Origin of the sequence: Pseudomonas sp. NFACC39-1 (assembly GCF_900110355.1) — a bacterium.
In the GTDB taxonomy this organism is placed as follows: domain Bacteria; phylum Pseudomonadota; class Gammaproteobacteria; order Pseudomonadales; family Pseudomonadaceae; genus Aquipseudomonas; species Aquipseudomonas tehranensis.
In genome coordinates, this window is sequence record NZ_FODL01000006.1 from 186,886 (window position 1) to 210,083 (window position 23,198).

Consider the following 23,198-nt stretch of genomic DNA (forward strand, 5'->3'; position numbering starts at 1 on the left):
CCCACCAGAGGCAGCACCTCAAACACCGTGAGGCCAATTCCATGATCCAGCCCTTGAGTCACCTCCCCCATTCCCAGGAAGACCCGACCGCCCTCGCCGCGCGCTTCAGCGACCTGGCGCCGCCGCTCAACGCGCGCCAGGCCCACCTGGAAGCCTCCCGCTGCCTGTACTGCTACGACGCGCCGTGCGTGAACGCCTGTCCGAGCGAGATCGACATCCCTTCGTTCATCCGCAACATCCATCAGGACAACGTCCAGGGCGCCGCGCAAAAGATTCTCTCGGCCAATATCCTCGGCGGCAGTTGCGCCCGGGTCTGCCCCACGGAGATCCTTTGCCAGCAAGCCTGTGTGCGCAACAACGCCCACGAATGCGCGCCGGTACTGATCGGCCTGTTGCAACGCTACGCCGTGGACAACGCCCACTTCAGCGAGCACCCGTTCAAACGTGCCGCCGCCACCGGCAAGCGCATTGCCGTGGTCGGCGCGGGGCCCGCAGGGTTGTCCTGTGCTCACCGCAGCGCGATGCACGGCCATGACGTGGTGGTGTTCGAAGCCCGGGAAAAGGCCGGCGGCCTCAACGAATACGGAATCGCCAAATACAAGCTGGTGGACGATTATGCCCAGCGCGAACTGGACTTTCTGCTGGGCATCGGCGGCATCGAAATCCGCCACGGCCAAAAGCTTGGCGAAAACCTCAGCTTGAGTGACTTGCACCAGCAATTCGACGCCGTGTTCCTCGGCCTTGGCCTGGCCGCCAGCAAACAACTGGGCCTGAGCGATGAACAGGCGCCGGGGCTGCTGGCCGCCACCGAGTACATCCGCGAGTTGCGTCAGGCCGACGACCTCAGCCAATTGCCGCTGGCCGAGCGCTGCATCGTTCTCGGCGCCGGCAACACCGCCATCGACATGGCCGTGCAGATGGCCCGTCTCGGCGCCCGGGACGTCAGCCTGGTGTACCGGCGCGGCCTTGAGGACATGGGCGCCACCGTCCATGAACAAGACATCGCCAAATCCAATCAGGTGCGCCTGCTGACCTGGGCCCAGCCGCAACAGGTGCTGCTGGACGAGGCCGGGAATGTGCGGGGCATGCGTTTCTCCCGCACCCATCTGGAGAACGGGCGGTTGGTCATCGGCACCGAAACCTTCGAACTGCCCGCCGACGGGATTTTCAAAGCCATCGGTCAGGCCTTCGACGACCACGCACTGGCGGACCCGCTCGCTCGGGAACTCAAACGCCAGGATGGACGGATCCTGGTGGACGAGCATTTGCGCACCAGCATTGCCGGCGTGTATGCCGGCGGTGACTGCACCAGCCTGGACCAGGACCTGACGGTGCAGGCGGTGCAGCACGGCAAGCTCGCCGCCGAGGCGATCAACGCTCAACTCATGCTCAACGTGGAGGCTGCGTAAATGGCCGATCTGTCGATTGTCTTCGCTGGCATCAAAGCCCCCAATCCGTTCTGGCTGGCCTCCGCGCCGCCGACCGACAAGGCCTACAACGTGGTCCGCGCCTTCGAGGCCGGTTGGGGTGGCGTGGTCTGGAAAACTCTTGGAGAGGACCCGGCAGCCGTGAACGTGTCGTCGCGTTACTCCGCCCACTTCGGCGCCAATCGCGAGGTGCTGGGCATCAATAACATTGAGCTGATCACCGACCGTTCGCTGGAGATCAACCTGCGGGAAATCACCCAGGTGAAAAAGGACTGGCCGGACCGGGCGCTGATCGTGTCGTTGATGGTGCCGTGCGTGGAAGAGTCCTGGAAACGCATCCTGCCTCTGGTGGAGGCCACGGGTGCCGATGGGATCGAGCTGAACTTCGGCTGCCCCCACGGCATGCCGGAACGCGGCATGGGTGCGGCCGTTGGCCAGGTGCCGGAGTACGTCGAGCAAGTCACACGCTGGTGCAAGACCTATTGCTCGCTGCCGGTGATCGTCAAGCTCACGCCCAACATAACCGACATCCGCGTCGCTGCCCGCGCGGCCCATCGGGGCGGCGCCGATGCAGTGTCGTTGATCAACACCATCAACTCCATCACCAGCGTCGACCTGGACCGCATGGTCGCCCTGCCCATCGTCGGCAGTCAGAGCACCCACGGCGGTTATTGCGGCTCGGCGGTCAAGCCGATCGCCCTGAACATGGTCGCCGAAATCGCTCGCGATCCGCAGACTCAGGGCTTGCCGATTTGCGGCATCGGCGGCATCGGCAGTTGGCGCGACGCGGCGGAATTCATCGCCCTGGGCAGTGGCGCCGTGCAAGTTTGCACGGCGGCGATGCTCCACGGTTTTCGGATTGTCGAAGAGATGAAGGACGGTCTGTCACGTTGGATGGACGATCACGGCCACGCCAACCTGCAGGCATTTTCCGGTCGCGCGGTGGGCAACACCACCGACTGGAAGTACCTGGACATCAACTATCAGGTCATCGCGAAGATCGACCAAGAGGCCTGCATCGGTTGCGGTCGCTGCCACATCGCTTGTGAAGACACCTCCCACCAGGCCATCGCCAGCCTCAAGCAAGCGGACGGGACGCACAAATATGAAGTGATTGATGAAGAGTGCGTGGGCTGCAACCTCTGCCAGATTACCTGTCCGGTGCAGGATTGCATCGAGATGGTGACGGTGGAAACGGGCAAGCCGTTTTTGGACTGGAACCATGATCCGCGTAATCCCTATCATGTGACCGCTTGAAGGTTGAGGTGTCTGGACTGGCGCCATCGCGAGCAGGCTCGCTCCCACACTGGGTCGTGTCGTTCACAGATTTTGTGTACGCCAGAATTCCACTGTGGGAGCGGGCTTGCTCGCGAAGGGGCCATCAGCCTCAACCCAGATCTCAGGGCTCCAACCCAATCCCCCGCAAAATCACACTGGTCACCGTCTGCACTGCCCGTTCGAACTGCATATCGGACAGGGGCTGGTGATCATTGAGGATGTTGATCTGGTGGTCGAAGTCGGCGTAGTGCTGGGTCGAGGCCCAGATCATGTAGAGCAGGCTTGAAGGCTCTACGGGAAGGATGCGTTTGTCCTCCACCCACTGGCGGATTTTTGCCTCTTTCATCTTGGCCCAGTCATAGAGGCTGGCGTCCAGCGCCTGGCCCAATGTCGGAGCGCCGTGTATTACCTCGTTGGCCCAGACCTTCGAGCCGTAGGGCCGACTGCGGGAGTGGTTCATCTTGGCGCGGATGTAACTGCTGAGCACCACCCGTGGGTCATCGAACATCTCGAAGCACAAGGCGTCCTGCTTCCAGACCTCCAGCAGATCGAACAGCACGGCGCTGTACAGTTCGCTCTTGGTGCTGAAGTAGTAATGCAGGTTGGATCGGGGCAGTTGCACCTCGGCGGCGATGTCGGCCATGGCGGTGCCGCCGAAGCCCTTTTCGGCAAAGACCTTCTCGGCGGCCAGCAGGATTTTCTCGACGTTACTGCGACGAATCTCGATCTTGTGATTGCCCATGAGGGCTCCCTGGCGACAGCGTTGGTCAAGACTAGCATTCACCCACTTTTGAAAACACCGGCGCCGCTTGTGGGAAAGCTTTCGTGGCGAGGGAGCTTGCTCCCGCTGGGTGGCGAAGCCGCCCCAAGATTTTGTGCTGAAACAAAGAACCTGGGCCTGCTTCGCAGTCCAGCGGGAGCAAGCTCCCTCGCCACAAGAACCCCGTTAAGCCTTCCAATCGCCAGCATTCGACTAAGGTCTTAGACCAGTCATCGCACAACTAAGAGCAGGCGCAGCTATTCTGAGCCCCCGTGGATTGCTGGGGCCGAAGCTTCCACAGCCACCCTTATCGCCCCTGGAACCAACGTAATGTCCCATCTTCACGCGCAAGGACAGTGACAATTCCGATAATGGCCAGTTGACAACGAGGAACGACGCCCAAATAATCCGCCCCATGTTGTACGACGACGTATGACAAATAAAAACAACAAAAAAGTAGGGAGCGTCATAGTGAGCACACCTGTCCGTTTTTCACCCGGTCACCCAACCCGTCGTACCCTTTTCAACTCCCGGCATGCCCTGGGGCTGATCAGTTGCAGCAGCCTGGCCCTGTTCTTGCCAATGACCGCCAGCGCCGAAGGTTTCGTCGATGACGCCAAGGTCAATCTCAACCTGCGCAACTTCTACATCAACCGCAACTTCACCAACCCGGATAACGCCCAAGGCAAAGCCGAGGAATGGACCCAGAGCTTCATTCTCGATGCCAAGTCCGGGTTTACCCAGGGCACGGTTGGCTTCGGCATGGACGTGCTGGGCATGTACTCGGTCAAGCTCGATGGCGGCCGTGGCACTGCCAATACCGGTTTGCTGCCGGTCCACGATGGCGGTCACCCGGCCGATGACTTCGGTCGCCTGGGCGTCGCGCTCAAGGCCAAGGTGTCGAAAACCGAACTGAAGGTCGGCGAATGGATGCCGGTGCTGCCGATCCTGCGCGCTGACGACGGCCGCTCCCTGCCGCAGACGTTCCGTGGCGGTCAGGTCACCTCCACCGAGATCAACGGCTTGAGCCTCTACGGCGGCCAGTTCCGCGCCAACAGCATGCGCAACGACGCGAGCATGGAAGACATGTCCATGAACGGTCGTGGTGCGTTCCTCTCCGATCGCTTCAACTTCGGCGGCGGCGAATACGCCTTCAACGACAAGCGCACTCAAGTCGGCGTCTGGTACGCCGAACTGTCGGACATCTACCAGCAAAAATATTTCAACCTGACCCACAGCCAGCCCATCGGGGACTGGACCCTGGGCGCCAACCTCGGCTACTTCATCGGCAAGGAAGAAGGCAGTGCCCTGGCGGGCGACCTGGACAACAAAACCGCCTTCGCCATGCTCTCGGCCAAATACGGTGGCAACACCTTCTACGTCGGCCTGCAAAAGCTCAGCGGCGACGACGGCTGGATGCGCGTCAACGGCACCAGCGGCGGCACCCTGGCCAACGACAGCTACAACTCCAGCTACGACAACGCCCAGGAAAAATCCTGGCAAGTGCGCCACGACTTCAACTTCGCCGCCGTCGGTGTACCGGGCCTGACCCTGATGAACCGCTACATCAGCGGTGACAACGTGCACACCGGCACCATCACCGATGGTAAGGAATGGGGCCGCGAAAGCGAACTGGCCTACACCGTACAGAGCGGTGCGTTGAAGAGCCTCAATGTGAGATGGCGGAACTCGACGATGCGCCGGGACTTCAGCACCACTGAGTTCGATGAGAACCGCTTGATCGTCAGCTACCCGATCTCGCTACTTTAAGCCGGGATCCGTCGCCATGGTTGCTGTTCAAAAGGACCCTGGCGACGCAACCGCCAAAGGCAGGGACGCCGTGGTAGAGCGATTCGTCGATCAAACGTTGACAAGGTAGCGGTAGGATAAGGATATTCCCTCTCGGTCGTACGACAACTTATAACAACTGATACCTCTCACCGTTTGCTCAGGTAATTTCATGACTACGACACACATTCGCCAGCCCTTCAATCGTCTACTGCTGACCGGCGCCGCCGGCGGCTTGGGCAAAGTCTTGCGCGAACGCCTCAAGCCTTTCGCCCGCCACATTCGCCTGTCGGACATCGCCAACATGGCCCCGGCCATTGATGAAAGTGAAGAAGTGGTGCCGTGCGACCTGTCTGATAAACAGGCGGTGCATCAGTTGGTGGAAGGCGTCGATGCCATTTTGCATTTTGGCGGTGTTTCGGTAGAGCGTCCGTTCGAAGAAATCCTCGGCGCCAACATCAGCGGCGTGTTCCACATCTATGAAGCCGCCCGCAAGCATGGCGTCAAGCGGGTGATCTTCGCCAGCTCAAACCACGTCATCGGCTTCTACAAACAGGACGAAACCCTCGACGCCCTTTCCCCTCGCCGTCCGGATGGCTACTACGGCTTGTCCAAGTCCTACGGCGAAGACATGGCCAGTTTCTACTTCGATCGCTACGGCATCGAAACCGTGAGCATCCGCATCGGCTCGTCGTTCCCCGAACCGCAGAACCGCCGGATGATGAGCACCTGGCTGAGCTTCGACGACCTCACTCAACTGATCGAATGCTCGCTCTATACCCCGAAAGTCGGCCACACCGTGGTGTATGGCATGTCCGCCAACCGCGACGTCTGGTGGGACAACAGCCAGGCCGCGCACCTGGGCTACCAGCCCAAGGACAGCTCCGAAGTCTTCCGTGCCAAGGTCGAAGCACAGCCGATGCCGGCCGCCGATGACCCGGCCAGGATCTACCAAGGCGGCGCCTTTGTCGCAGCCGGCCCGTTCGACAACTGATTGGCCTGTTTTTCATGGGATACGCACGAACCAAGGAATCACCATGCAAGCCGAATTGATTGTCGATGCACGCAACGCTGTCGGTGAGAGCCCGGTATGGGTCCCCGAGGAAAACGCTCTGTACTGGGTAGACATTCCCAGCGGTGGCCTGCAGTGCTGGAACGCCGGGACCGGGCAACTCAAGGGCTGGGAAACGCCCGAGATGCTCGCCTGTATCGCCCGTCACCAGGACGGGGGTTGGATCGCCGGCATGGAGAGCGGTTTCTTTCGCCTGCACCCCTTTGATGACGGCAGCCTGGACAGCGAATTGTGCGCCAGTGTCGAGCACGACCGCAGCGACATGCGCCTCAATGATGGCCGTTGCGACCGCCAGGGCCGTTTCTGGGCCGGCAGCATGGTGCTGAACATGGGCGCCAATGCCGACGTCGGCCGGATGTACCGCTTCGATGGCGGGCAGCGCAACCCGGTCGCGGCGCAACTGGGCGGGTTCATCGTGCCCAACGGCCTGGGCTTCAGCCCGGACGGACGCACGATGTACCTCTCTGACTCACATCCGCTGGTCCAGCAGATCTGGGCTTTCGACTACGACATCGACAGTGGCACGCCCTCCAACCGGCGGCTGTTCGTCGACATGATGCCCCTGGCCGGACGCCCGGACGGCGCGGCGGTGGACGCTGAAGGTTGCTATTGGATCTGCGCCAACGACGCCGGTCTCATCCATCGCTTCACCCCGGATGGCCGCCTGGACCGCTCTTTGGCCGTGCCGGTGAAGAAACCGACGATGTGCGCCTTTGGCGGCAGCCGTCTGGACACCCTGTTCGTCACTTCGATCCGCCCTGGCGACGACACCGATCCGCAATCGCTGGCCGGGGGCGTGTTTGCCCTCAACCCCGGCGTCAAGGGCCTTGCCGAACCGACTTTCGCAGGAGCGAAGCACGCCGCCAACTGATCTGCACCACCGCTTCATTCGATAGACATAAAAACAACAACACTGGAGATTGACCATGAATTTCAAACGTACGCTTCTGATCGCCGCCCTCCCCCTGGCCTTCCTTGCGCAGGCGGCACAGGCGCTTGAGATCAAGTTTGCCGATATCCATCCCGATGGCTATCCAACCGTAGAAGCGGAAAAAATCCTCGGCAAGACGCTGGTCGAGGAGAGCAAAGGCGATAAAGACCCGTTCACCTTCAAAATGTACTCCGGCGGCGTGTTGGGCTCGGAGAAGGAAGTGGTCGAGCAGCTTCAGGTCGGTGCCGTACAAATGGCCCGCGTCAGCCTGGGTATCGTTGGCCCGGTGGTGCCGGACGTGAACGTGTTCAACATGCCATTCGTCTTCCGCGATCAGGCGCACATGCGCAAAGTCATCGACGGTGAAGTCGGCCAGGAGATCCTCGACAAGATCACCAATTCCGAATTCAACCTGGTCGCCCTGGCCTGGATGGACGGCGGTACTCGCAACCTCTACACCAAGAAGCCGGTGCACAAGCCTGAAGACATGAAGGGCATGAAGATTCGCGTGATGGGCAACCCGATGTTCATCGAGACCCTCAACGCCATGGGCGGTAACGGGATTGCGATGGATACCGGTGAAATCTTCAGCGCGCTGCAGACCGGTGTGATCGACGGCGCGGAAAACAACCCGCCGACCATGCTTGAGCACAACCACTACCAGAACGCCAAGTACTACAGCCTGACCGGTCACCTGATCCTGCCGGAGCCGGTGGTGATGTCCAAGTTCACCTGGGAAAAACTCAGCCCCGAGCAGCAAGCCCTGGTGAAAAAAGCCGCCAAGCAATCTCAGCTGGACGAGCGCGTGCTATGGGACAAGAAGACCCTCGCCAGTGAAGAGAAACTCAAAGCCGCCGGCGTTGAATTCATCACGGTCGACAAGAAACCCTTCTATGACGCTACCGCGCCGATCCGGGCCAAATACGGTGCGCCGTACGCCGATCTGATCAAGCGTATCGAAGCCGTTCAGTAACACCTCTCAATCTGTACTTGAAAAGGCCAGGCGCGCCCGATGTCACAGGGCGTGCCCGGTTACGGTGGAACCCGATGAAGAATCTGCTGCTACGCATCAACGACAAGATTTACATGACTTGCATCTGGGTCGCCGGCCTCTCTGTCCTGGCAATTGCTCTGATGATTCCCTGGGGCGTGTTCGCCCGCTACGTGCTGGGCACTGGCTCAAGCTGGCCTGAGCCCACCGCGATTTTGCTGATGATCGTGTTCACGTTCATCGGCGCCGCCGCCAGTTACCGCGCCGGTGCGCACATGGCCGTGGACATGCTCACCAACCGCCTGCCCCCTCACTTGAAAACCGCGGCATCGGTGTTTTCCCAGTTGCTGATGGCGGCAATCTGCATCTTCATGATCAGCGGCGGCACCAAACTCTGCATATCCACCTGGAATCAGTACATGAGCGCCCTGCCCACGCTGCGGGTCGGCATCACGTACATGCCCATACCGGTCGGTGGTTTTCTGACCCTGATTTTTGTCCTGGAAAAACTCTTGCTCGGTGATCAGAGCAAGCGTCGGGTCGTGCAGTTCGACCTGGTCGAAGAAAGTGAAGGTGCCGCTTAATGGACGCTCTGATTCTGCTGGGCAGTTTTTTCCTGTTGATCCTGATCGGCATGCCGGTCGCCTACGCCCTGGGCGCCGCTGCGCTGATCGGCGCGTGGTGGATCGACATCCCGTTCCAGGCCGTGATGATCCAGGTCGCGGGCGGGGTGAACAAATTTTCGTTGCTGGCCATTCCGTTCTTCGTCCTGGCCGGTGCAATCATGGCCGAGGGCGGTATGTCTCGTCGGCTGGTGGCCTTCGCCGGGGTGCTGGTGGGTTTCGTACGCGGCGGTCTGTCACTGGTCAACCTCATGGCCTCGACGTTCTTCGGTGCCATTTCCGGTTCCTCGGTGGCCGACACCGCCTCGGTGGGTTCGGTACTGATCCCGGAGATGGAACGCCGCGGCTACCCGCGGGAGTTCTCCACCGCAGTGACGGTCAGTGGTTCGGTACAAGCCCTGCTGACCCCGCCCAGCCATAATGCGGTGCTGTACTCCCTGGCGGCCGGCGGGACAGTTTCCATCGGTGCACTGTTCATGGCCGGCATCGTGCCGGGCCTGCTGATGAACGCCTGCCTGATGGTGCTGTGCCTGATCTTCGCGAAGAAGCGCAACTATCCCAAGGGCGAAGTGATTCCCCTCAAGCAGGCGCTGAAAATCTGCCGGGAAGCCATGTGGGGCATGATGACCATGTTCATCATCCTCGGCGGCATCCTCTCGGGTGTTTTCACCGCCACCGAATCGGCCGCCATCGCTGTGCTCTGGGCATTCTTCGTGACCATGTGCATTTACCGCGACTATAAGTGGAGCGAGTTGCCGAAACTGATGCATCGCACGGTGCGTACCATCTCCATCGTGATGATCCTGATCGGCTTCGCCGCCAGCTTCGGCTACATCATGACGCTGATGCAGATACCGGCGAAAATCACCACCCTGTTCCTGACCATCTCCGACAACCGCTACGTGATCCTGATGTGCATCAACGCGATGCTGCTGGTTCTGGGTACGGTGATGGACATGGCGCCGCTGATCCTGATCCTGACACCGATCCTGATGCCGGTGATCATGGGTATCGGCGTGGACCCGGTGCAGTTCGGCATGATCATGCTGGTGAACCTGGGTATCGGGCTTATTACCCCGCCGGTGGGCGCCGTGCTGTTCGTCGGAGCCGCCATTGGCAAGGTCAGCATCGAAAGCACCGTCAAGGCCCTGCTGCCGTTCTACGGCGTGCTGTTCCTGGTGTTGCTGGCCGTGACCTACATTCCGGCGATCTCGCTGTGGTTGCCGCGTCTGGTGTTGTAACCCTGTAAACGAGCTTGCTCCCGTGAGGCTGTAGGAGCTGCCGAAGGCTGCGATCTTTTGCTCACGACTCAATTGTCTGGGACAAGATCGCAGCCTCGCTTCGCTCGGCAGCTCCTACAGGTCCAGCGGGAGCAAGCTTCCTCGCCACAAAAGCATTCACACAAGAATCGTCCCGAAGTTATTTCCAACCCAGCAGACAAGCCAACATGACGCCGCCTCTTCTCCACCTCGAAGACGAACAGACTCGCCTGACCCTGGCCCCGCACCTGGGTGCCAGCCTGGTCAGTTGGACGTTGCGCGGCAGCGGTCAGCCGCTGTTGCGCCCTCCCGCGCCTCAAGCCCTGGAAAACCGCCTGCCCGGCAAACTCGGCTGCTTCCCCCTGATCCCGTGGTCGAACCGGATCGCCCAGGGCGGTTTCGATTGCCCTGGCGGCTGGCTCGCCCTGCAAGCCAATAGCCCCAACGACCCTTTCCCGATCCATGGCAGCGCCTGGCAGCAACCCTGGCAAGTGATCGAACACAGCCCACAAGAAGCGCAGTTGCAGCTCGACAGCCAACATCCGTTCGCCTACTGCGCCAGCCTGCGGATCCGTTTGAGCGGCGGTCAGTTGCAGATTGCAATGCACGTCACCCACCAGGCCGAACAGGCCGCGTGGCACGGGCTGGGTTTGCACCCGTATTTCCCGCGCACTGCCGGCACGCGCCTGCAAACCCGTGCGACCGACGTCTGGATGTGCGATGAGAAAAAACTCCCGACAACGTTGGGCAGCGTTCCTCGAATCTGGGACTTCCAACAACCCCGCTTGCTGCCGGACACACTGGTGGATAACGGCTTCGGCGGATGGGACGGGCATTGCCTGATCCAGCAACCGGACCTGGGTTATGAGCTGGAATGCCGAGCCAGCGGCAGCGAATACTTCCTGCTCTACTGTCCCGTGGGCCTGGATTTCTTTTGCATCGAACCGGTCAGCCATCCGGTCAATGCCCACCACCTGCCAGGGCGGCCAGGGTTGCGCTTGCTGGAGCAAGGGCAATCGGTGACGCTGGGGTTTTCGATGCAGTGCCGACTCCTGTAGCCCCTCCAGAAAGGTTCCTGTAGGAGCTGCCGAAGGCTCGGGCCGCGTTCGGACGATCTTTTGATCTTGATCTGATCTTTTGCTCGCGACTCAATTGTCTGGGACAAGATCGCAGCCTCGCTTCACTCGACAGCTCCTACAGGCCCAGCGGGATGTCAGGTCCCCAAGGTCAACCCGTTCGCCGGCAGCGGCAACGCGGTCTTATAGCGAACCTGCTTGAGCGCAAAGCTCGAACGAATATTCGCCACACCCGGGACCTTGGTCAGAAAGTCCATCATGAACCGCTCCAGCGACTGGATCGACGGCACCAGCACACGGATCAGGTAATCCGGGTCGCCTGCCATCAAGTAACACTCCATCACCTCCGGCCGATCGGAGATCGCCTCTTCGAAGTGCTGCAACGCCTCCTCCACCTGCTTCTCCAGGCTGACGTGAATGAACACGTTGACATGCAGCCCCAGCAGATCGGCATCCAGCAGCGTGACTTGCTCGCGTATCACCCCCAGCTCCTCCATGGCTCGGACCCGATTGAAGCAAGGCGTGGGCGATAGATTGACCGACCGTGCGAGGTCGGCGTTGGTGATGCGGGCGTTTTCCTGAAGGCTGTTCAGAATGCCGATGTCGGTGCGATCCAGTTTACGCATGAGACAAATAATCCTGTTTTTTATCGTTGTGCAGATTTTTTATCTGCAAATGATCTGAACAGCAACCCAACAGAGAAAAATATTCTTCTGCGTCGAGCCTATGATTGTTGTAGGACAATTTTCCTTACCCGGGAAAGTTCGTCAGCTAGCGCGCCCACTACAAGAAATTCACAAGATCGAGCGTAGAAAGCCATGAACCCAGCGTATGAACCGCTACGCCTGCACGTCCCCGAACCCTCGGGCCGTCCCGGCTGCCAGACCGACTTCTCCTACCTGCATCTGAGCGATGCCGGCACGGTGCGCAAACCCTCCATCGACGTTGAACCGTCCGACACGGCCGACCTGGCCCGCGGACTGATTCGCGTGCTCGATGACCAGGGCAATGCCCACGGCCCATGGGCCGAAGACGTACCTCTGGAGATCCTGCGCAAAGGCATGCGCGCCATGCTCAAGACGCGCATCTACGACAACCGCATGGTGGTCGCCCAGCGCCAGAAAAAAATGTCGTTCTACATGCAGAGCCTTGGCGAGGAAGCCATCGGCAGCGGCCAGGCCCTGGCGCTGAACATCGATGACATGTGCTTTCCCACCTATCGCCAGCAAAGCATCCTGATGGCCCGCGAAGTGCCGTTGGTGGGCATGATCTGCCAACTGCTGTCCAACGAGCGTGATCCGCTCAAGGGCCGGCAGTTGCCGATCATGTACTCGGTCAAGGACGCCGGTTTCTTCACCATTTCCGGCAACCTGGCCACACAATTCATCCAGGGTGTGGGCTGGGGCATGGCCTCGGCGATCAAGGGCGACACCAAGATTGCCTCGGCCTGGATCGGTGACGGCGCCACCGCCGAATCGGACTTCCACACCGCCCTCACCTTCGCCCACGTCTACCGGGCGCCGGTGATCCTCAACGTGGTCAACAACCAGTGGGCAATCTCCACGTTCCAGGCCATTGCCGGTGGTGAAGCCACCACCTTCGCCGGACGCGGCGTCGGTTGCGGCATCGCCTCGCTGCGGGTCGATGGCAACGACTTCATGGCGGTCTACGCCGCTTCGCGCTGGGCCGCCGAACGCGCCCGGCGCAACCTCGGCCCGGCGCTGATCGAATGGGTCACCTACCGCGCCGGCCCGCACTCCACTTCCGATGATCCGTCCAAATACCGCCCCGCCGACGACTGGAGCCACTTTCCGCTGGGCGACCCGATTGCGCGCCTCAAGCAGCACTTGGTGAAAATCGGCCACTGGTCCGAAGAGGAACATGCTGCAGTCACCGCTGAACTCGAAGCCGAGGTGATCGCCGCGCAGAAGGAAGCCGAGCAGTACGGCACCCTCGCCGGCGGGCAGATTCCAAGCGCCGCGACCATGTTCGAAGACGTCTACAAAGAGATGCCGGAGCACTTGAAGCGCCAGCGTCAGGAGTTGGGGATCTGACATGAACGATCACAACAACAATATCCAGCTGGACACCGCCATGACCACTACCACCATGACCATGATCCAGGCCCTGCGCTCGGCCATGGACGTGATGCTCGAGCGCGACGACAACGTCGTGGTGTTCGGCCAGGACGTGGGCTACTTCGGCGGCGTGTTCCGCTGCACCGAAGGCCTGCAGAACAAATACGGCACCTCCCGGGTATTCGACGCGCCGATTTCCGAAAGCGGGATCGTCGGCGTCGCGGTGGGTATGGGCGCCTACGGGTTGCGACCGGTGGCCGAGATCCAGTTCGCCGACTACGTCTACCCGGCCTCGGACCAGATCATTTCCGAAGCGGCGCGTCTGCGCTATCGCTCGGCCGGCGAGTTCACCGCGCCGATGACCCTGCGCATGCCCTGCGGCGGCGGCATCTATGGCGGCCAGACCCACAGCCAGAGCATCGAAGCAATGTTCACCCAGGTCTGCGGCCTGCGCACCGTCATGCCCTCGAATCCCTATGACGCCAAGGGCTTGCTGATCGCCTCCATCGAAAACGATGACCCGGTGATCTTCCTCGAACCCAAGCGCCTCTATAACGGCCCGTTCGACGGCCACCACGACCGCCCGGTAACGCCGTGGTCGAAACACCCGTCGGCGCAGGTGCCGGACGGTTACTACACCGTGCCGCTGGATGTCGCCGCCATCACCCGCCCAGGCAAGGACGTGACCATCCTCACTTACGGCACCACGGTGTATGTGTCCCAGGTCGCCGCCGAAGAAACCGGCATCGACGCCGAAGTCATCGACCTGCGCAGCCTCTGGCCGCTGGACCTGGAGACCATCGTCAAGTCCGTGAAAAAGACCGGTCGTTGCGTGATCGTCCACGAAGCTACCCGCACCTGCGGCTTCGGCGCCGAGCTGGTGTCGCTGGTGCAAGAACATTGTTTCCATCACCTGGAAGCGCCCATCGAGCGTGTCACCGGATGGGACACACCCTATCCGCATGCACAGGAGTGGGCGTATTTCCCAGGGCCGTCCCGTGTGGGCGCGGCGTTGAAACGGGTCATGGAGGTCTGAATGGGCACGCACGTTATCAAGATGCCGGACATTGGCGAAGGCATCGCCGAAGTTGAACTGTCGGTGTGGCACGTCAAGGTGGGCGACCTGGTGGTCGAGGATCAGGTCCTGGCCGATGTCATGACCGACAAGGCCATGGTGGACATTCCCTCGCCCGTGCATGGTCGGGTAATCGCCCTCGGTGGCGAGCCCGGTGAAGTCATGGCGGTGGGCAGCGAACTGATCCGCATTGAAGTCGAAGGTGCCGGCAACCTCAAGGAATCGGCGCAACCCGCCGCTGCCGCACCAGCGCCGAAAGCCGCACCGGTGGCGACGCCTGAGCCAACGCTGGAAAAACCCGCAGCAGCGCCACGCCCCGCACCGCAAGCGCCGGTAGCCCGCGATCCTGACGAGCGGCCGCTGGCCTCTCCGGCCGTACGCAAACACGCACTGGACCTGGGCATTCAATTGCGCCTGGTCCAGGGCAGTGGCCCGGCCGGGCGGGTTCTGCACGAAGATCTGGACGCCTATCTGGCCCAAGGGCCATCGGTCCAGGCCAAGGGCGGTGCAGGCTATGCCGAACGCCACGACGAACAGCAGATCCCGGTGATCGGCATGCGCCGCAAGATCGCTCAGCGCATGCAGGACGCCACTCAGCGCGCCGCGCATTTCAGCTACGTCGAGGAAATCGACGTCACCGCCCTGGAAGAGCTGCGGGTGCATTTGAATGAAAAACACGGTGCCGATCGCGGCAAGCTGACCTTGCTGCCCTTCCTGGTACGCGCCCTGGTCGTGGCCCTGCGGGACTTCCCGCAAATGAACGCCCGCTACGACGACGAAGCCCAGGTCATCCACCGCTCAGGCGCCGTGCACGTGGGCGTCGCCACCCAGAGCGACGTCGGCCTGATGGTGCCGGTGGTTCGCCACGCCGAAGCCCGCAGCCTGTGGGACAGCGCGGCAGAAATTTCGCGACTGGCCACGGCGGCCCGCAACGGCAAGGCCAGCCGCGATGAGTTGTCCGGCTCGACCATCACCCTGACCAGCCTCGGCGCGTTGGGCGGTATCGTCAGTACCCCGGTGCTGAACCTGCCGGAAGTGGCGATCGTCGGCGTGAACAAAATCGTCGAACGGCCTGTAGTGATCAAGGGCCAGATCGTGATCCGCAAAATGATGAACCTCTCCAGTTCCTTCGATCACCGGGTGGTCGACGGCATGGACGCGGCGCAATTCATCCAGGCTCTGCGCGGCCTGCTCGAACAACCCGCCACCCTGTTTGTGGACTAATCATCAATGGAGCAGGCGATGCAAACTTTGAACACCACGCTGCTGATCATCGGCGGCGGCCCCGGCGGCTACGTGGCAGCGATCCGCGCCGGTCAGTTGGGTATCCCGACCATTCTGGTGGAAGGCCAGGCGCTGGGCGGGACTTGCCTGAACATCGGCTGTATCCCATCCAAGGCGCTGATCCATGTGGCCGAGCAGTTCCACCAGACACAGCACCACAGTCAGGCCTCGGCCCTGGGTATCACGGTGTCGGCGCCGAGCCTGGACATCGGCAAGAGCGTGGAATGGAAGGACGGCATCGTTGACCGCCTGACCACCGGCGTCGCGACCCTGCTGAAAAAACACAAGGTCCAGGTCATTCACGGCTGGGCCAACGTCGTCGATGGCAAGACCGTGGACGTCGGCGACACGCGCATCCAGTGCGAACACCTGCTGCTGGCCACCGGCTCGAAAAGCGTCGAGCTGCCGATGCTGCCGCTCGGCGGGCCGATCATTTCCTCCACCGAAGCCCTCGCCCCTGCCTCGCTGCCCAAGCACCTGGTGGTGGTGGGCGGTGGCTACATCGGCCTGGAGTTGGGCATCGCTTACCGCAAGCTCGGCGCCGAGGTCAGCGTGGTCGAAGCCCAGGAGCGGATTCTGCCGGCCTACGACGGCGAACTGACCCAACCGGTGCACGAGGCGCTCAAACAATTGGGCGTGAAGCTGTACCTCAAACACAGCGTCGAAGGCTTCGATGCCCAGGCCGGCACCTTGCAGGTGCGTGATCCCGCGGGCGACACGCTGAACCTGGAGACCGACCGGGTGCTGGTGGCCGTTGGTCGCAAACCCAACACCCAGGGTTGGAACCTCGAAGCGTTGCAGCTGGAAATGAACGGTGCGGCGGTAAAAATCGACAACCGTTGCCAGACCAGCATGCGTAACGTCTGGGCCATCGGTGATTTGAGCGGCGAACCGATGCTCGCCCACCGGGCCATGGCCCAGGGCGAAATGGTTGCCGAGCTGATCGCCGGCCAGCCTCGCGAGTACGCCCCGGCGGCTATCGCTGCGGTGTGCTTTACCGACCCGGAACTGGTGGTGGTCGGCAAAACACCGGATGAGGCCAAGGCGGCCGGGCTCGACTGCATCGTTTCCAGCTTCCCGTTCGCCGCCAATGGCCGGGCCATGACCTTGGAATCGAAAAGCGGCTTCGTGCGGGTCGTGGCGCGGCGGGACAATCACTTGATCGTCGGCTGGCAAGCAGTCGGCGTAGGCGTCTCGGAGCTGTCCACCGCGTTCGGCCAGTCCCTGGAAATGGGCGCACGCCTGGAAGACATCGCCGGCACCATCCACGCCCACCCGACACTGGGCGAGGCGGTGCAGGAAGCGGCGTTGCGAGCGTTGGGGCATGCGTTGCATTTATAACAGCTGTGGGTGAATGACCTTGTGGCGAGGGGATTTATCCCCGCTGGGTTGCACAGCAACCCCAATACCTGTCAGCACCGGACGTCAGGTATATGGGGGTATCGGAACCAAGGGGGGCTGCTTCGCAGCCCAGCGGGGATAAATCCCCTCGCCACAGGCTGCGAAACAACCCCGGAATGAAGTATTGTTGTCCCCATCCAAAAAACGTCAGAAGCCTTGAACCGTTTCGGCGGTTGTTAAGAAATAGAGGGTGTCATGGGTAACGAGAGCATCAATTGGGACAAACTGGGCTTTGACTACATCAAGACCGACAAGCGCTACCTGTCGCACTGGCGCGATGGCGCCTGGGACGCCGGCACCCTGACCGACGACAACGTGCTGCACATCAGCGAGGGCTCCACCGCCCTGCACTACGGTCAGCAGTGCTTCGAAGGCCTGAAAGCCTATCGTTGCAAGGACGGCTCGATCAACCTGTTCCGCCCGGACCAGAACGCCGCCCGCATGCAGCGCAGCTGCGCGCGCCTGCTGATGCCGTTCGTCGAGACCGAACAGTTCGTCGAAGCCTGCAAGCAAGTGGTCCGCGCCAACGAGCGCTTTATCCCGCCTTACGGCACCGGTGGCGCGCTGTACCTGCGTCCTTTCGTGATCGGCGTGGGTGACAATATTGGCGTACGCACCGCCCCCGAGTTCATTTTCTCGGTCTTCTGCATCCCGGTCGGCGCCTATTTCAAGGGCGGCCTGACCCCGCACAACTTCCTGATCTCCAGCTTCGACCGCGCAGCCCCACAAGGCACCGGCGCGGCCAAGGTCGGTGGCAACTACGCCGCCAGCCTGATGCCCGGTTCCCAGGCCAAGAAGGCGAACTTCGCTGACTGCATTTATCTGGACCCGATGACCCACTCGAAAATCGAGGAAGTCGGCTCGGCGAACTTCTTCGGCATCACCCACGACAACAAATTCGTCACCCCAAAATCCCCATCGGTCCTGCCGGGCATCACTCGCCTGTCGCTGATCGAACTGGCCAAATCGCGCCTGGGCCTGGAAGTGATCGAAGGCGACGTGTTCATCGACAAACTGTCGGACTTCAAGGAAGCCGGCGCCTGCGGTACCGCTGCGGTCATCACTCCGATTGGCGGCATCAGCTACAAGGACAAGCTGCACGTGTTCCACAGCGAAACCGAAGTCGGTCCGATCACTCAGAAGCTCTACAAAGAACTGACCGGCGTGCAGACCGGTGACGTGGAAGCGCCAGCGGGTTGGATCGTCAAGGTCTGATCCAAGCCTCCCCGTTGCACTAGGGGGCTTTTGTGGCGAGGGAGCAAGCTCCCTCGCCCCATGGGTTTGTCTCCCTTACTCGCGCCGCAAAACCGGCCATCGCCCCCAACGCTGGCGAAACCATCCGTAACCACTGACCAGTAGAATCCCACTCAATACCAAAGCCGCGCCAACGATGAAGTTCGGCTCCAGCGGTTCATCCAATAACCAGACACCGAAACCGATGCCAAACAGCGGCGTCATGAACGACAGCACCCCCAGCTGCGAAGCCAGGTAGCGGCGCAGTAGAGAGAACCAGATCAGAAAACTGGCGAAGGACACCAGCAAGACCTGGAATGCCAGGCTGGCCATCAATTGCGCTGTAGGGTTGATCGTCGTTTGCCCCAGCACCACCGCCATCCCGATCAGCATTACCCCCGCACCGACCAGTTGATACAGCAGCGTCTGGCTGGCGGGCAGGTCCGTCAACCGCGAACAACGCACCGTCACCGTGGTCGCGCCCCACAAGGCACCGGCCAACAAACCCATGCCATCACCCAGCAATGAACTGCCGTTCTGCGCACCCGAACCACCACTGAACGCCACCACCACGCCAGCGAAAGCGACGGCGATGCCCAGCCATTGCAGCGGCTTGAGGCGTTCGTTCGGCAGTTTCCAGTGCAGCCCGAGGGCGGCGAACATTGGTGCGGTGTAGAGGAATATCACCATGTGCGAAGCCGTCGTGTGGCGCAGGCCTTCACCCACAAACACAAACTCCAGGGCAAACAGCAAGCCCACCACCAGGCCCGGACGCCAACTGCCATCGGCCAGGGACAGGCGTTCACCGCGCGCCCACACCAGCAGCCAGACCAGCACCGCGGCGATGGCGGAGCGCACGCCAAGCTGCAACATCGGCGCCATGTCGGCGGCGCTGGCCTTGATCGCGACTTGCTGGAAACCCCAGATGGCACAGAGGCCGGTCATCAGGGCGCAGACCTGGCCATCCAGGGCACGGCGGGTGGTCATGGGAACAGTCCTTGGGCTGGATTCGATAAAGGGAGTGTGTCCCTGACACCTTTACTGGATATAGTGATTATCCGACAAACCATCCCGGTAATCCGCCATCGCGGTCGATATGCAACCTCATGCCCAACACTTGAAGATGCCTCCGTTCGAAACGGCGCTGCCGGCGCCGATTTACTTTCGCAGCGCCTGCATGCCCGCCCATACCACATACCCACGGCACCGGCATGCCTGGGGGGAGTTCGTCTACTCCTACAGTGGTGTAATGGAGATCGAAATCGCCCGGCACCATTATCTGGCACCACCGCAGTACGGTATCTGGCTACCGCCGGACATGGAGCATGTGGGGTTCAATCGGCACGAGGCTTGCCACTGTTCGTTGTACCTGGCGGCCGAACTGTGCAGTGCGCTGCCTGCCGCACCCTGCGCGCTGACCTTGAGCCCGTTGATCCGCGCGCTCCTGGAAGAGCTGCGCAGCGATCCGCCAAGCCAGCCACAGACACCTGAACAGCAACGCCTGTTGCAGGTGCTGGTGGACAAGCTGGCCCAGGCACCTCATGTCGGCAGCTACCTGCCCTCCTCCGATGACCCGCTGCTGGGCCCCGTGCTGCGGATCCTGGAGGCCAACCCCGGCGATCCGCGCTCGCTGCCGGCCCTGGCCCGCGCCGCCAATACCACCGAACGCACGCTGATGCGCCGGGCCCAGCGGGATTTGGGCATGTCATTGGTGCAATGGCGCCAGCGCCTGAAAGTCATCGAAGCCCTGGCCCTGCTCGAACGTGGCCAGAGCGTGGAAACCATCGGCCTGGACCTGGGCTACAGCAGCGCCTCGGCATTCATCAGCATGTTTCGCAAAATGATGGGGACTGCGCCGGATGAGTATCGACGCAGGCACATGGCTGGATAATGAGGGTGGTGCTGGAATGGCTATCGCGAGCAGGCTCGCTCCCACAGGGTTTGTCGTTGGCCATCAATCATATGTTCAGCGCAGTTCCACTGTGGGAGCGAGCCTGCTCGCGAAGGCGGTGGATCAGCTTGCATGGATGCTGGATGTGAAGGCCCCTTCGCGAGCAAGCCCGCTCCCACAGGGTTTGTCGTTGGACATCAATTATGTGTTCAGCGCAGTTCCACTGTTGGAGCGGGCTTGCTCGCGAAGGCGGTGGATCAGCTTGCATGGATGCTGGATGTGAAGGCCCTTCGCGGGCAAGCCCGCTCCCACAGGGTCTGTCAGTGGCCGTCAATCATATGTTCAGCGCAGTTCCACTGTGGGAGCGAGCCTGCTCGCGATGGCGCCAGCAGAGCCGACATCCATCTCGACATCGACACCCAATCGCGTCGCCATTTCCTTGCGGCCACTGGCCGTCAAGCCCAGCGCCCGACTGTCCAGGTCCTGGATCACCCATTTGCGCTTGATCGCCATTTGCAGCAATGCCGCCCCCAAAGCTCCCCCCAGGTGCGGCCGGCGCATGCTCCAGTCCAGGCATGGGCAGGCAAACCGGCGTCGCTGAACGGCAAGCGCCTGGACATCAATGCCCAGCCCTTGCAACAGCGCCTCGCCATCGTCACTCAGGCGATAGCCTTTGCCTTCCATCTCCACCAGCCATCCGGCTTCAAGCATCCGATCGTGCAAGCGCACCGCCAGCGTGCCGGCCATGTGGTCGTAGCAGGTGCGGGCAAATTGCAGGCGATCCGGGGTACGCGGGGTGAAGGTCGGGGCGGCGTTCTGGCCGATCACCATCAACGCTTCAAGGGCCTGGGCAACGCGTCTATCCGCCAGGCTGTAATAGCGATGTCGGCCCTGGACGTACAGACGCACCAAGGCCAATTCCTTGAGCTTCGCCAAATGGCTGCTGGCGGTAGAGGCGCTGACATCGGCGATGCTCGCCAACTCCGTGCTGGTTCGGGCATGGCCGTCCATCAACGCGCACAGCATTCGGGTACGGGCCGGTTCGGCAATGGCCGCGGCGACCTGGGACACCCCAAGATCATGTTGCTCTGCATTCATATTTCGCACCCCGATGAATAGCGCCATGCTAGGACTGGAGAGAGTAGCAACCCTTTCAATCGTCGCGGGTCAGCACTTCCAGCAGTTCGATTTCGAAAATCAGATTCGCGCCCGGCTTGATGTGAACGCCCATGGACCGTTCGCCGTAGGCCAGATTCGCCGGCACCCACAGCTTGCGCTTGCCGCCGACCTTCATGCCCATCAGGCCGACGTCCCAGCCCTTGATCACCCGACCGGTGCCGATCACGCACTGGAAAGGTTTGCCTCGACTGTAGGACGAATCGAATTCGGTGCCGTCTTCCAGTGTGCCTCGGTACTGGGTGGTGATCAGCGCGCCTTTGACTACGCTTTTGCCGTCGCCCTGCTCCAGGTCGATGATTTGCAGTTCTTCGTTCATGGGCTACTCCCGTGTGGTTCAGGCGCGGGTTTTCGCAGAAATCCGCGTGGCTGGCAAACTTTTGTGTATTGGCTGCACAAGGGAACCGCAGCGGTCGCTTCGGTTCACATGGGTATCGACCCTGCATTTCAGATAAGGATATTCTGATGATCGACTCTCGCCCGCTCCACGGTTTCATTCCTCCCTATATCCTCAACCGAATCATCGCCCACGGCTCCGAACATCAACGTTCCAGTGCCCTCGGCACCCTGACCCATGTACGCAATCTGCGGCACAACCCCGGTCCGCCACACAACCCGCCCGCCGCCGCAGCGCTGCCCAGGCCGGGCAAGCCCGGCCAACCCCAGCGCAGCGTGCATGACGCACAAAACACCATGGAACTGCCCGGCCAGCCGGTACGCCTCGAAGGCCAGGCAGCCACTGGCGATGCGGCTGTGGACGAGGCCTACAACGCCCTCGGCGCCACCTACGATTTTTTCTGGAAAGTGCTGGGGCGCGACTCCATCGACAACAAAGGCTTCGCCCTGGTGGGCAGCGTGCATTACGGCCAGGACTACGAAAACGCGTTCTGGAACGGCGCACAGATGGTGTTTGGCGACGGCGATGGCGAAATCTTCCAGCGCTTCACCCGTTCCCTCGACGTGGTGGCCCATGAGTTGGCCCATGGCGTGACCGAAAGTGAAGCCGGATTGATCTACGCCAACCAGTCTGGCGCGTTGAACGAGTCCATGTCCGATGTATTCGGGGTGCTGGTCAAGCAGTTCGTCCTCGAACAGACCGCCGACCAGGCCGACTGGCTGATCGGCGCCGACCTGCTCACGGACAAGATCAACGGCGACGGCCTGCGCAGCATGTCCAACCCTGGCACGGCCTACGATGACCCGCTGCTGGGCAAGGACCCGCAACCGGCGCACATGCGTGAATTCGTCATCACCCGCGAGGACAACGGCGGCGTGCACATCAACTCCGGCATTCCCAACCGCGCCTTCTATCTGGCGGCCACGACGCTGGGCGGATTTGCCTGGGAAAAGGCCGGGCGGATCTGGTATGAAACCTTGTGCGACAGAAGATTGGCCAACGACGCGTCCTTCAGCGCCTTCGCCCGCTTGACCGTCGAGCACGCCCGCCAGCGCTTCGGTGCTCGGGAAGTGCAGGCTGTGCAGAATGGCTGGGCGCAGGTAGGCGTCGATTTAACCGAGGAGCATTGATGAAACCTCTTCCACCCCTCGACGATCACGCGGTGGTCCGGCTGTCTCGTCAGGGCGGCGTAGCGGCGATTTCCGCCTTGACTCGCCCTCGGGAAATCGATTTCGCCCAGTGCGATCTCGACCAGCGCACGCGTATCTGCTCAGTACTGGAGGGTTGCCTACCGCTGGACTCGGCGGCGCCGGGGCGTGGCGACCAGCGTTTTTTCCGCATCGAAGTGCGCTACCGCGCCAACGACCAGGACGACGAAATGGTGCTGCAGGTGCCTGAAGATCAGGCACCTGGCGAGCTGGTGCGCCTGTGGGACAAAGGCCAAGTCAGCTGAAGGAA

The 23,198-nt window shown here is 61.6% G+C and carries 22 protein-coding genes; 17 read left to right on the plus strand and 5 right to left on the minus strand.

The features are described 5' to 3' along the window. Window positions 1-41 precede the first annotated feature (41 nt). Together BMY45_RS15015 and preA are read left to right on the plus strand one after the other, a co-directional pair. Window positions 42-1,409 (plus strand): NAD(P)-dependent oxidoreductase, encoded by a 1,368-nt coding sequence (locus tag BMY45_RS15015; protein WP_092398891.1) that lies wholly within the window; start codon window positions 42-44, stop codon window positions 1,407-1,409. After that, window positions 1,410-2,684, plus strand: a complete 1,275-nt coding sequence (preA, locus tag BMY45_RS15020) for an NAD-dependent dihydropyrimidine dehydrogenase subunit PreA (RefSeq protein WP_092398893.1) — start codon at window positions 1,410-1,412, stop codon at window positions 2,682-2,684. Between the two features lie 142 nt (window positions 2,685-2,826). On the opposite strand, the gene BMY45_RS15025 is transcribed toward preA, so the two are convergent. Further along, window positions 2,827-3,447, minus strand: a complete 621-nt coding sequence (locus tag BMY45_RS15025; RefSeq protein WP_092398895.1) for a TetR/AcrR family transcriptional regulator — start codon at window positions 3,445-3,447, stop codon at window positions 2,827-2,829. Between the two features lie 600 nt (window positions 3,448-4,047). Here BMY45_RS15025 and BMY45_RS15030 point away from each other — a divergent pair. The 7 genes from BMY45_RS15030 to BMY45_RS15060 all read left to right on the plus strand — a co-directional run bounded on the left by BMY45_RS15030 (window position 4,048) and on the right by BMY45_RS15060 (window position 11,187). Then, window positions 4,048-5,235, plus strand: coding sequence for an OprD family porin (locus BMY45_RS15030; RefSeq protein WP_371913957.1), 1,188 nt, complete (start codon window positions 4,048-4,050; stop codon window positions 5,233-5,235). A 190-nt stretch (window positions 5,236-5,425) separates the two neighbouring features. Next, window positions 5,426-6,247: an NAD-dependent epimerase/dehydratase family protein gene (locus BMY45_RS15035; RefSeq protein WP_092398899.1), complete on the plus strand. Its 822-nt coding sequence runs from the start codon at window positions 5,426-5,428 to the stop codon at window positions 6,245-6,247. Between the two features lie 43 nt (window positions 6,248-6,290). Continuing rightward, the gene (locus BMY45_RS15040) at window positions 6,291-7,196 is read left to right on the plus strand and encodes an SMP-30/gluconolactonase/LRE family protein (RefSeq protein WP_092398901.1); all 906 of its coding nucleotides are present in this window, start codon (window positions 6,291-6,293) and stop codon (window positions 7,194-7,196) included. Between the two features lie 55 nt (window positions 7,197-7,251). Further along, a complete protein-coding gene (locus tag BMY45_RS15045) occupies window positions 7,252-8,229 on the plus strand; it encodes a TRAP transporter substrate-binding protein (protein WP_092398903.1) in 978 nt (325 codons plus the stop codon). Between the two features lie 74 nt (window positions 8,230-8,303). Next, the gene (locus BMY45_RS15050; protein WP_092398905.1) at window positions 8,304-8,831 is read left to right on the plus strand and encodes a TRAP transporter small permease; all 528 of its coding nucleotides are present in this window, start codon (window positions 8,304-8,306) and stop codon (window positions 8,829-8,831) included. Next, window positions 8,831-10,111 (plus strand): TRAP transporter large permease, encoded by a 1,281-nt coding sequence (locus BMY45_RS15055; RefSeq protein ID WP_092398907.1) that lies wholly within the window; start codon window positions 8,831-8,833, stop codon window positions 10,109-10,111. Before BMY45_RS15050 ends, BMY45_RS15055 begins: the two co-directional genes overlap by 1 nt. A 206-nt stretch (window positions 10,112-10,317) precedes the next feature. Beyond that, the gene (locus tag BMY45_RS15060; RefSeq protein ID WP_092398909.1) at window positions 10,318-11,187 is read left to right on the plus strand and encodes an aldose 1-epimerase; all 870 of its coding nucleotides are present in this window, start codon (window positions 10,318-10,320) and stop codon (window positions 11,185-11,187) included. 155 nt (window positions 11,188-11,342) lie between these two features. Here BMY45_RS15060 and bkdR read toward each other — a convergent pair whose 3' ends face one another. Continuing rightward, entirely contained in the window at window positions 11,343-11,831 is a 489-nt protein-coding gene (gene bkdR / locus BMY45_RS15065) for a Bkd operon transcriptional regulator BkdR (RefSeq protein WP_092398911.1), read from the minus strand. A gap of 192 nt (window positions 11,832-12,023) precedes the next feature. Between bkdR and BMY45_RS15070 the strand changes: the two genes are divergently transcribed. From BMY45_RS15070 to BMY45_RS15090, 5 genes are all read left to right on the plus strand, one after another. Next, window positions 12,024-13,259, plus strand: a complete 1,236-nt coding sequence (locus tag BMY45_RS15070; protein WP_047227604.1) for a 3-methyl-2-oxobutanoate dehydrogenase (2-methylpropanoyl-transferring) subunit alpha — start codon at window positions 12,024-12,026, stop codon at window positions 13,257-13,259. 1 nt (window position 13,260) lies between these two features. Beyond that, window positions 13,261-14,319: an alpha-ketoacid dehydrogenase subunit beta gene (locus BMY45_RS15075; protein WP_092398913.1), complete on the plus strand. Its 1,059-nt coding sequence runs from the start codon at window positions 13,261-13,263 to the stop codon at window positions 14,317-14,319. Next, window positions 14,320-15,582, plus strand: a complete 1,263-nt coding sequence (locus BMY45_RS15080; protein ID WP_092398915.1) for a dihydrolipoamide acetyltransferase family protein — start codon at window positions 14,320-14,322, stop codon at window positions 15,580-15,582. 18 nt (window positions 15,583-15,600) lie between these two features. Next, complete coding sequence (lpdA, locus tag BMY45_RS15085) at window positions 15,601-16,983, plus strand: dihydrolipoyl dehydrogenase (RefSeq protein WP_092398917.1); 1,383 nt, start codon at window positions 15,601-15,603, stop codon at window positions 16,981-16,983. 255 nt (window positions 16,984-17,238) lie between these two features. After that, on the plus strand, window positions 17,239-18,258 hold the full coding sequence (locus BMY45_RS15090) for a branched-chain amino acid aminotransferase (protein WP_092398919.1): 1,020 nt from the start codon (window positions 17,239-17,241) through the stop codon (window positions 18,256-18,258). A gap of 75 nt (window positions 18,259-18,333) precedes the next feature. On the opposite strand, the gene BMY45_RS15095 is transcribed toward BMY45_RS15090, so the two are convergent. After that, on the minus strand, window positions 18,334-19,263 hold the full coding sequence (locus BMY45_RS15095) for a DMT family transporter (RefSeq protein WP_092398921.1): 930 nt from the start codon (window positions 19,261-19,263) through the stop codon (window positions 18,334-18,336). A 109-nt stretch (window positions 19,264-19,372) separates the two neighbouring features. On the opposite strand from BMY45_RS15095, the gene BMY45_RS15100 reads away from it, so the two are divergent. After that, complete coding sequence (locus tag BMY45_RS15100; protein WP_092398923.1) at window positions 19,373-20,167, plus strand: AraC family transcriptional regulator; 795 nt, start codon at window positions 19,373-19,375, stop codon at window positions 20,165-20,167. A 342-nt stretch (window positions 20,168-20,509) separates the two neighbouring features. Here the strand turns inward: BMY45_RS15100 and BMY45_RS15110 are convergent, their stop codons facing one another. After that, on the minus strand, window positions 20,510-21,265 hold the full coding sequence (locus tag BMY45_RS15110; RefSeq protein WP_092399342.1) for an ArsR/SmtB family transcription factor: 756 nt from the start codon (window positions 21,263-21,265) through the stop codon (window positions 20,510-20,512). Window positions 21,266-21,320: 55 nt separating this feature from the next. Beyond that, a complete protein-coding gene (locus tag BMY45_RS15115; RefSeq protein WP_092398927.1) occupies window positions 21,321-21,662 on the minus strand; it encodes an FKBP-type peptidyl-prolyl cis-trans isomerase in 342 nt (113 codons plus the stop codon). Between the two features lie 146 nt (window positions 21,663-21,808). On the opposite strand from BMY45_RS15115, the gene BMY45_RS15120 reads away from it, so the two are divergent. Then, window positions 21,809-22,870 carry a M4 family metallopeptidase gene (locus tag BMY45_RS15120; protein ID WP_092398929.1) on the plus strand — a complete coding sequence of 354 codons (1,062 nt, stop codon included), beginning with the start codon at window positions 21,809-21,811 and terminating at the stop codon, window positions 22,868-22,870. Further along, window positions 22,870-23,193, plus strand: a complete 324-nt coding sequence (locus BMY45_RS15125) for a protealysin inhibitor emfourin (RefSeq protein WP_092398931.1) — start codon at window positions 22,870-22,872, stop codon at window positions 23,191-23,193. The genes BMY45_RS15120 and BMY45_RS15125 overlap by 1 nt, the downstream gene beginning before the upstream one ends. Window positions 23,194-23,198: the final 5 nt, after the last annotated feature.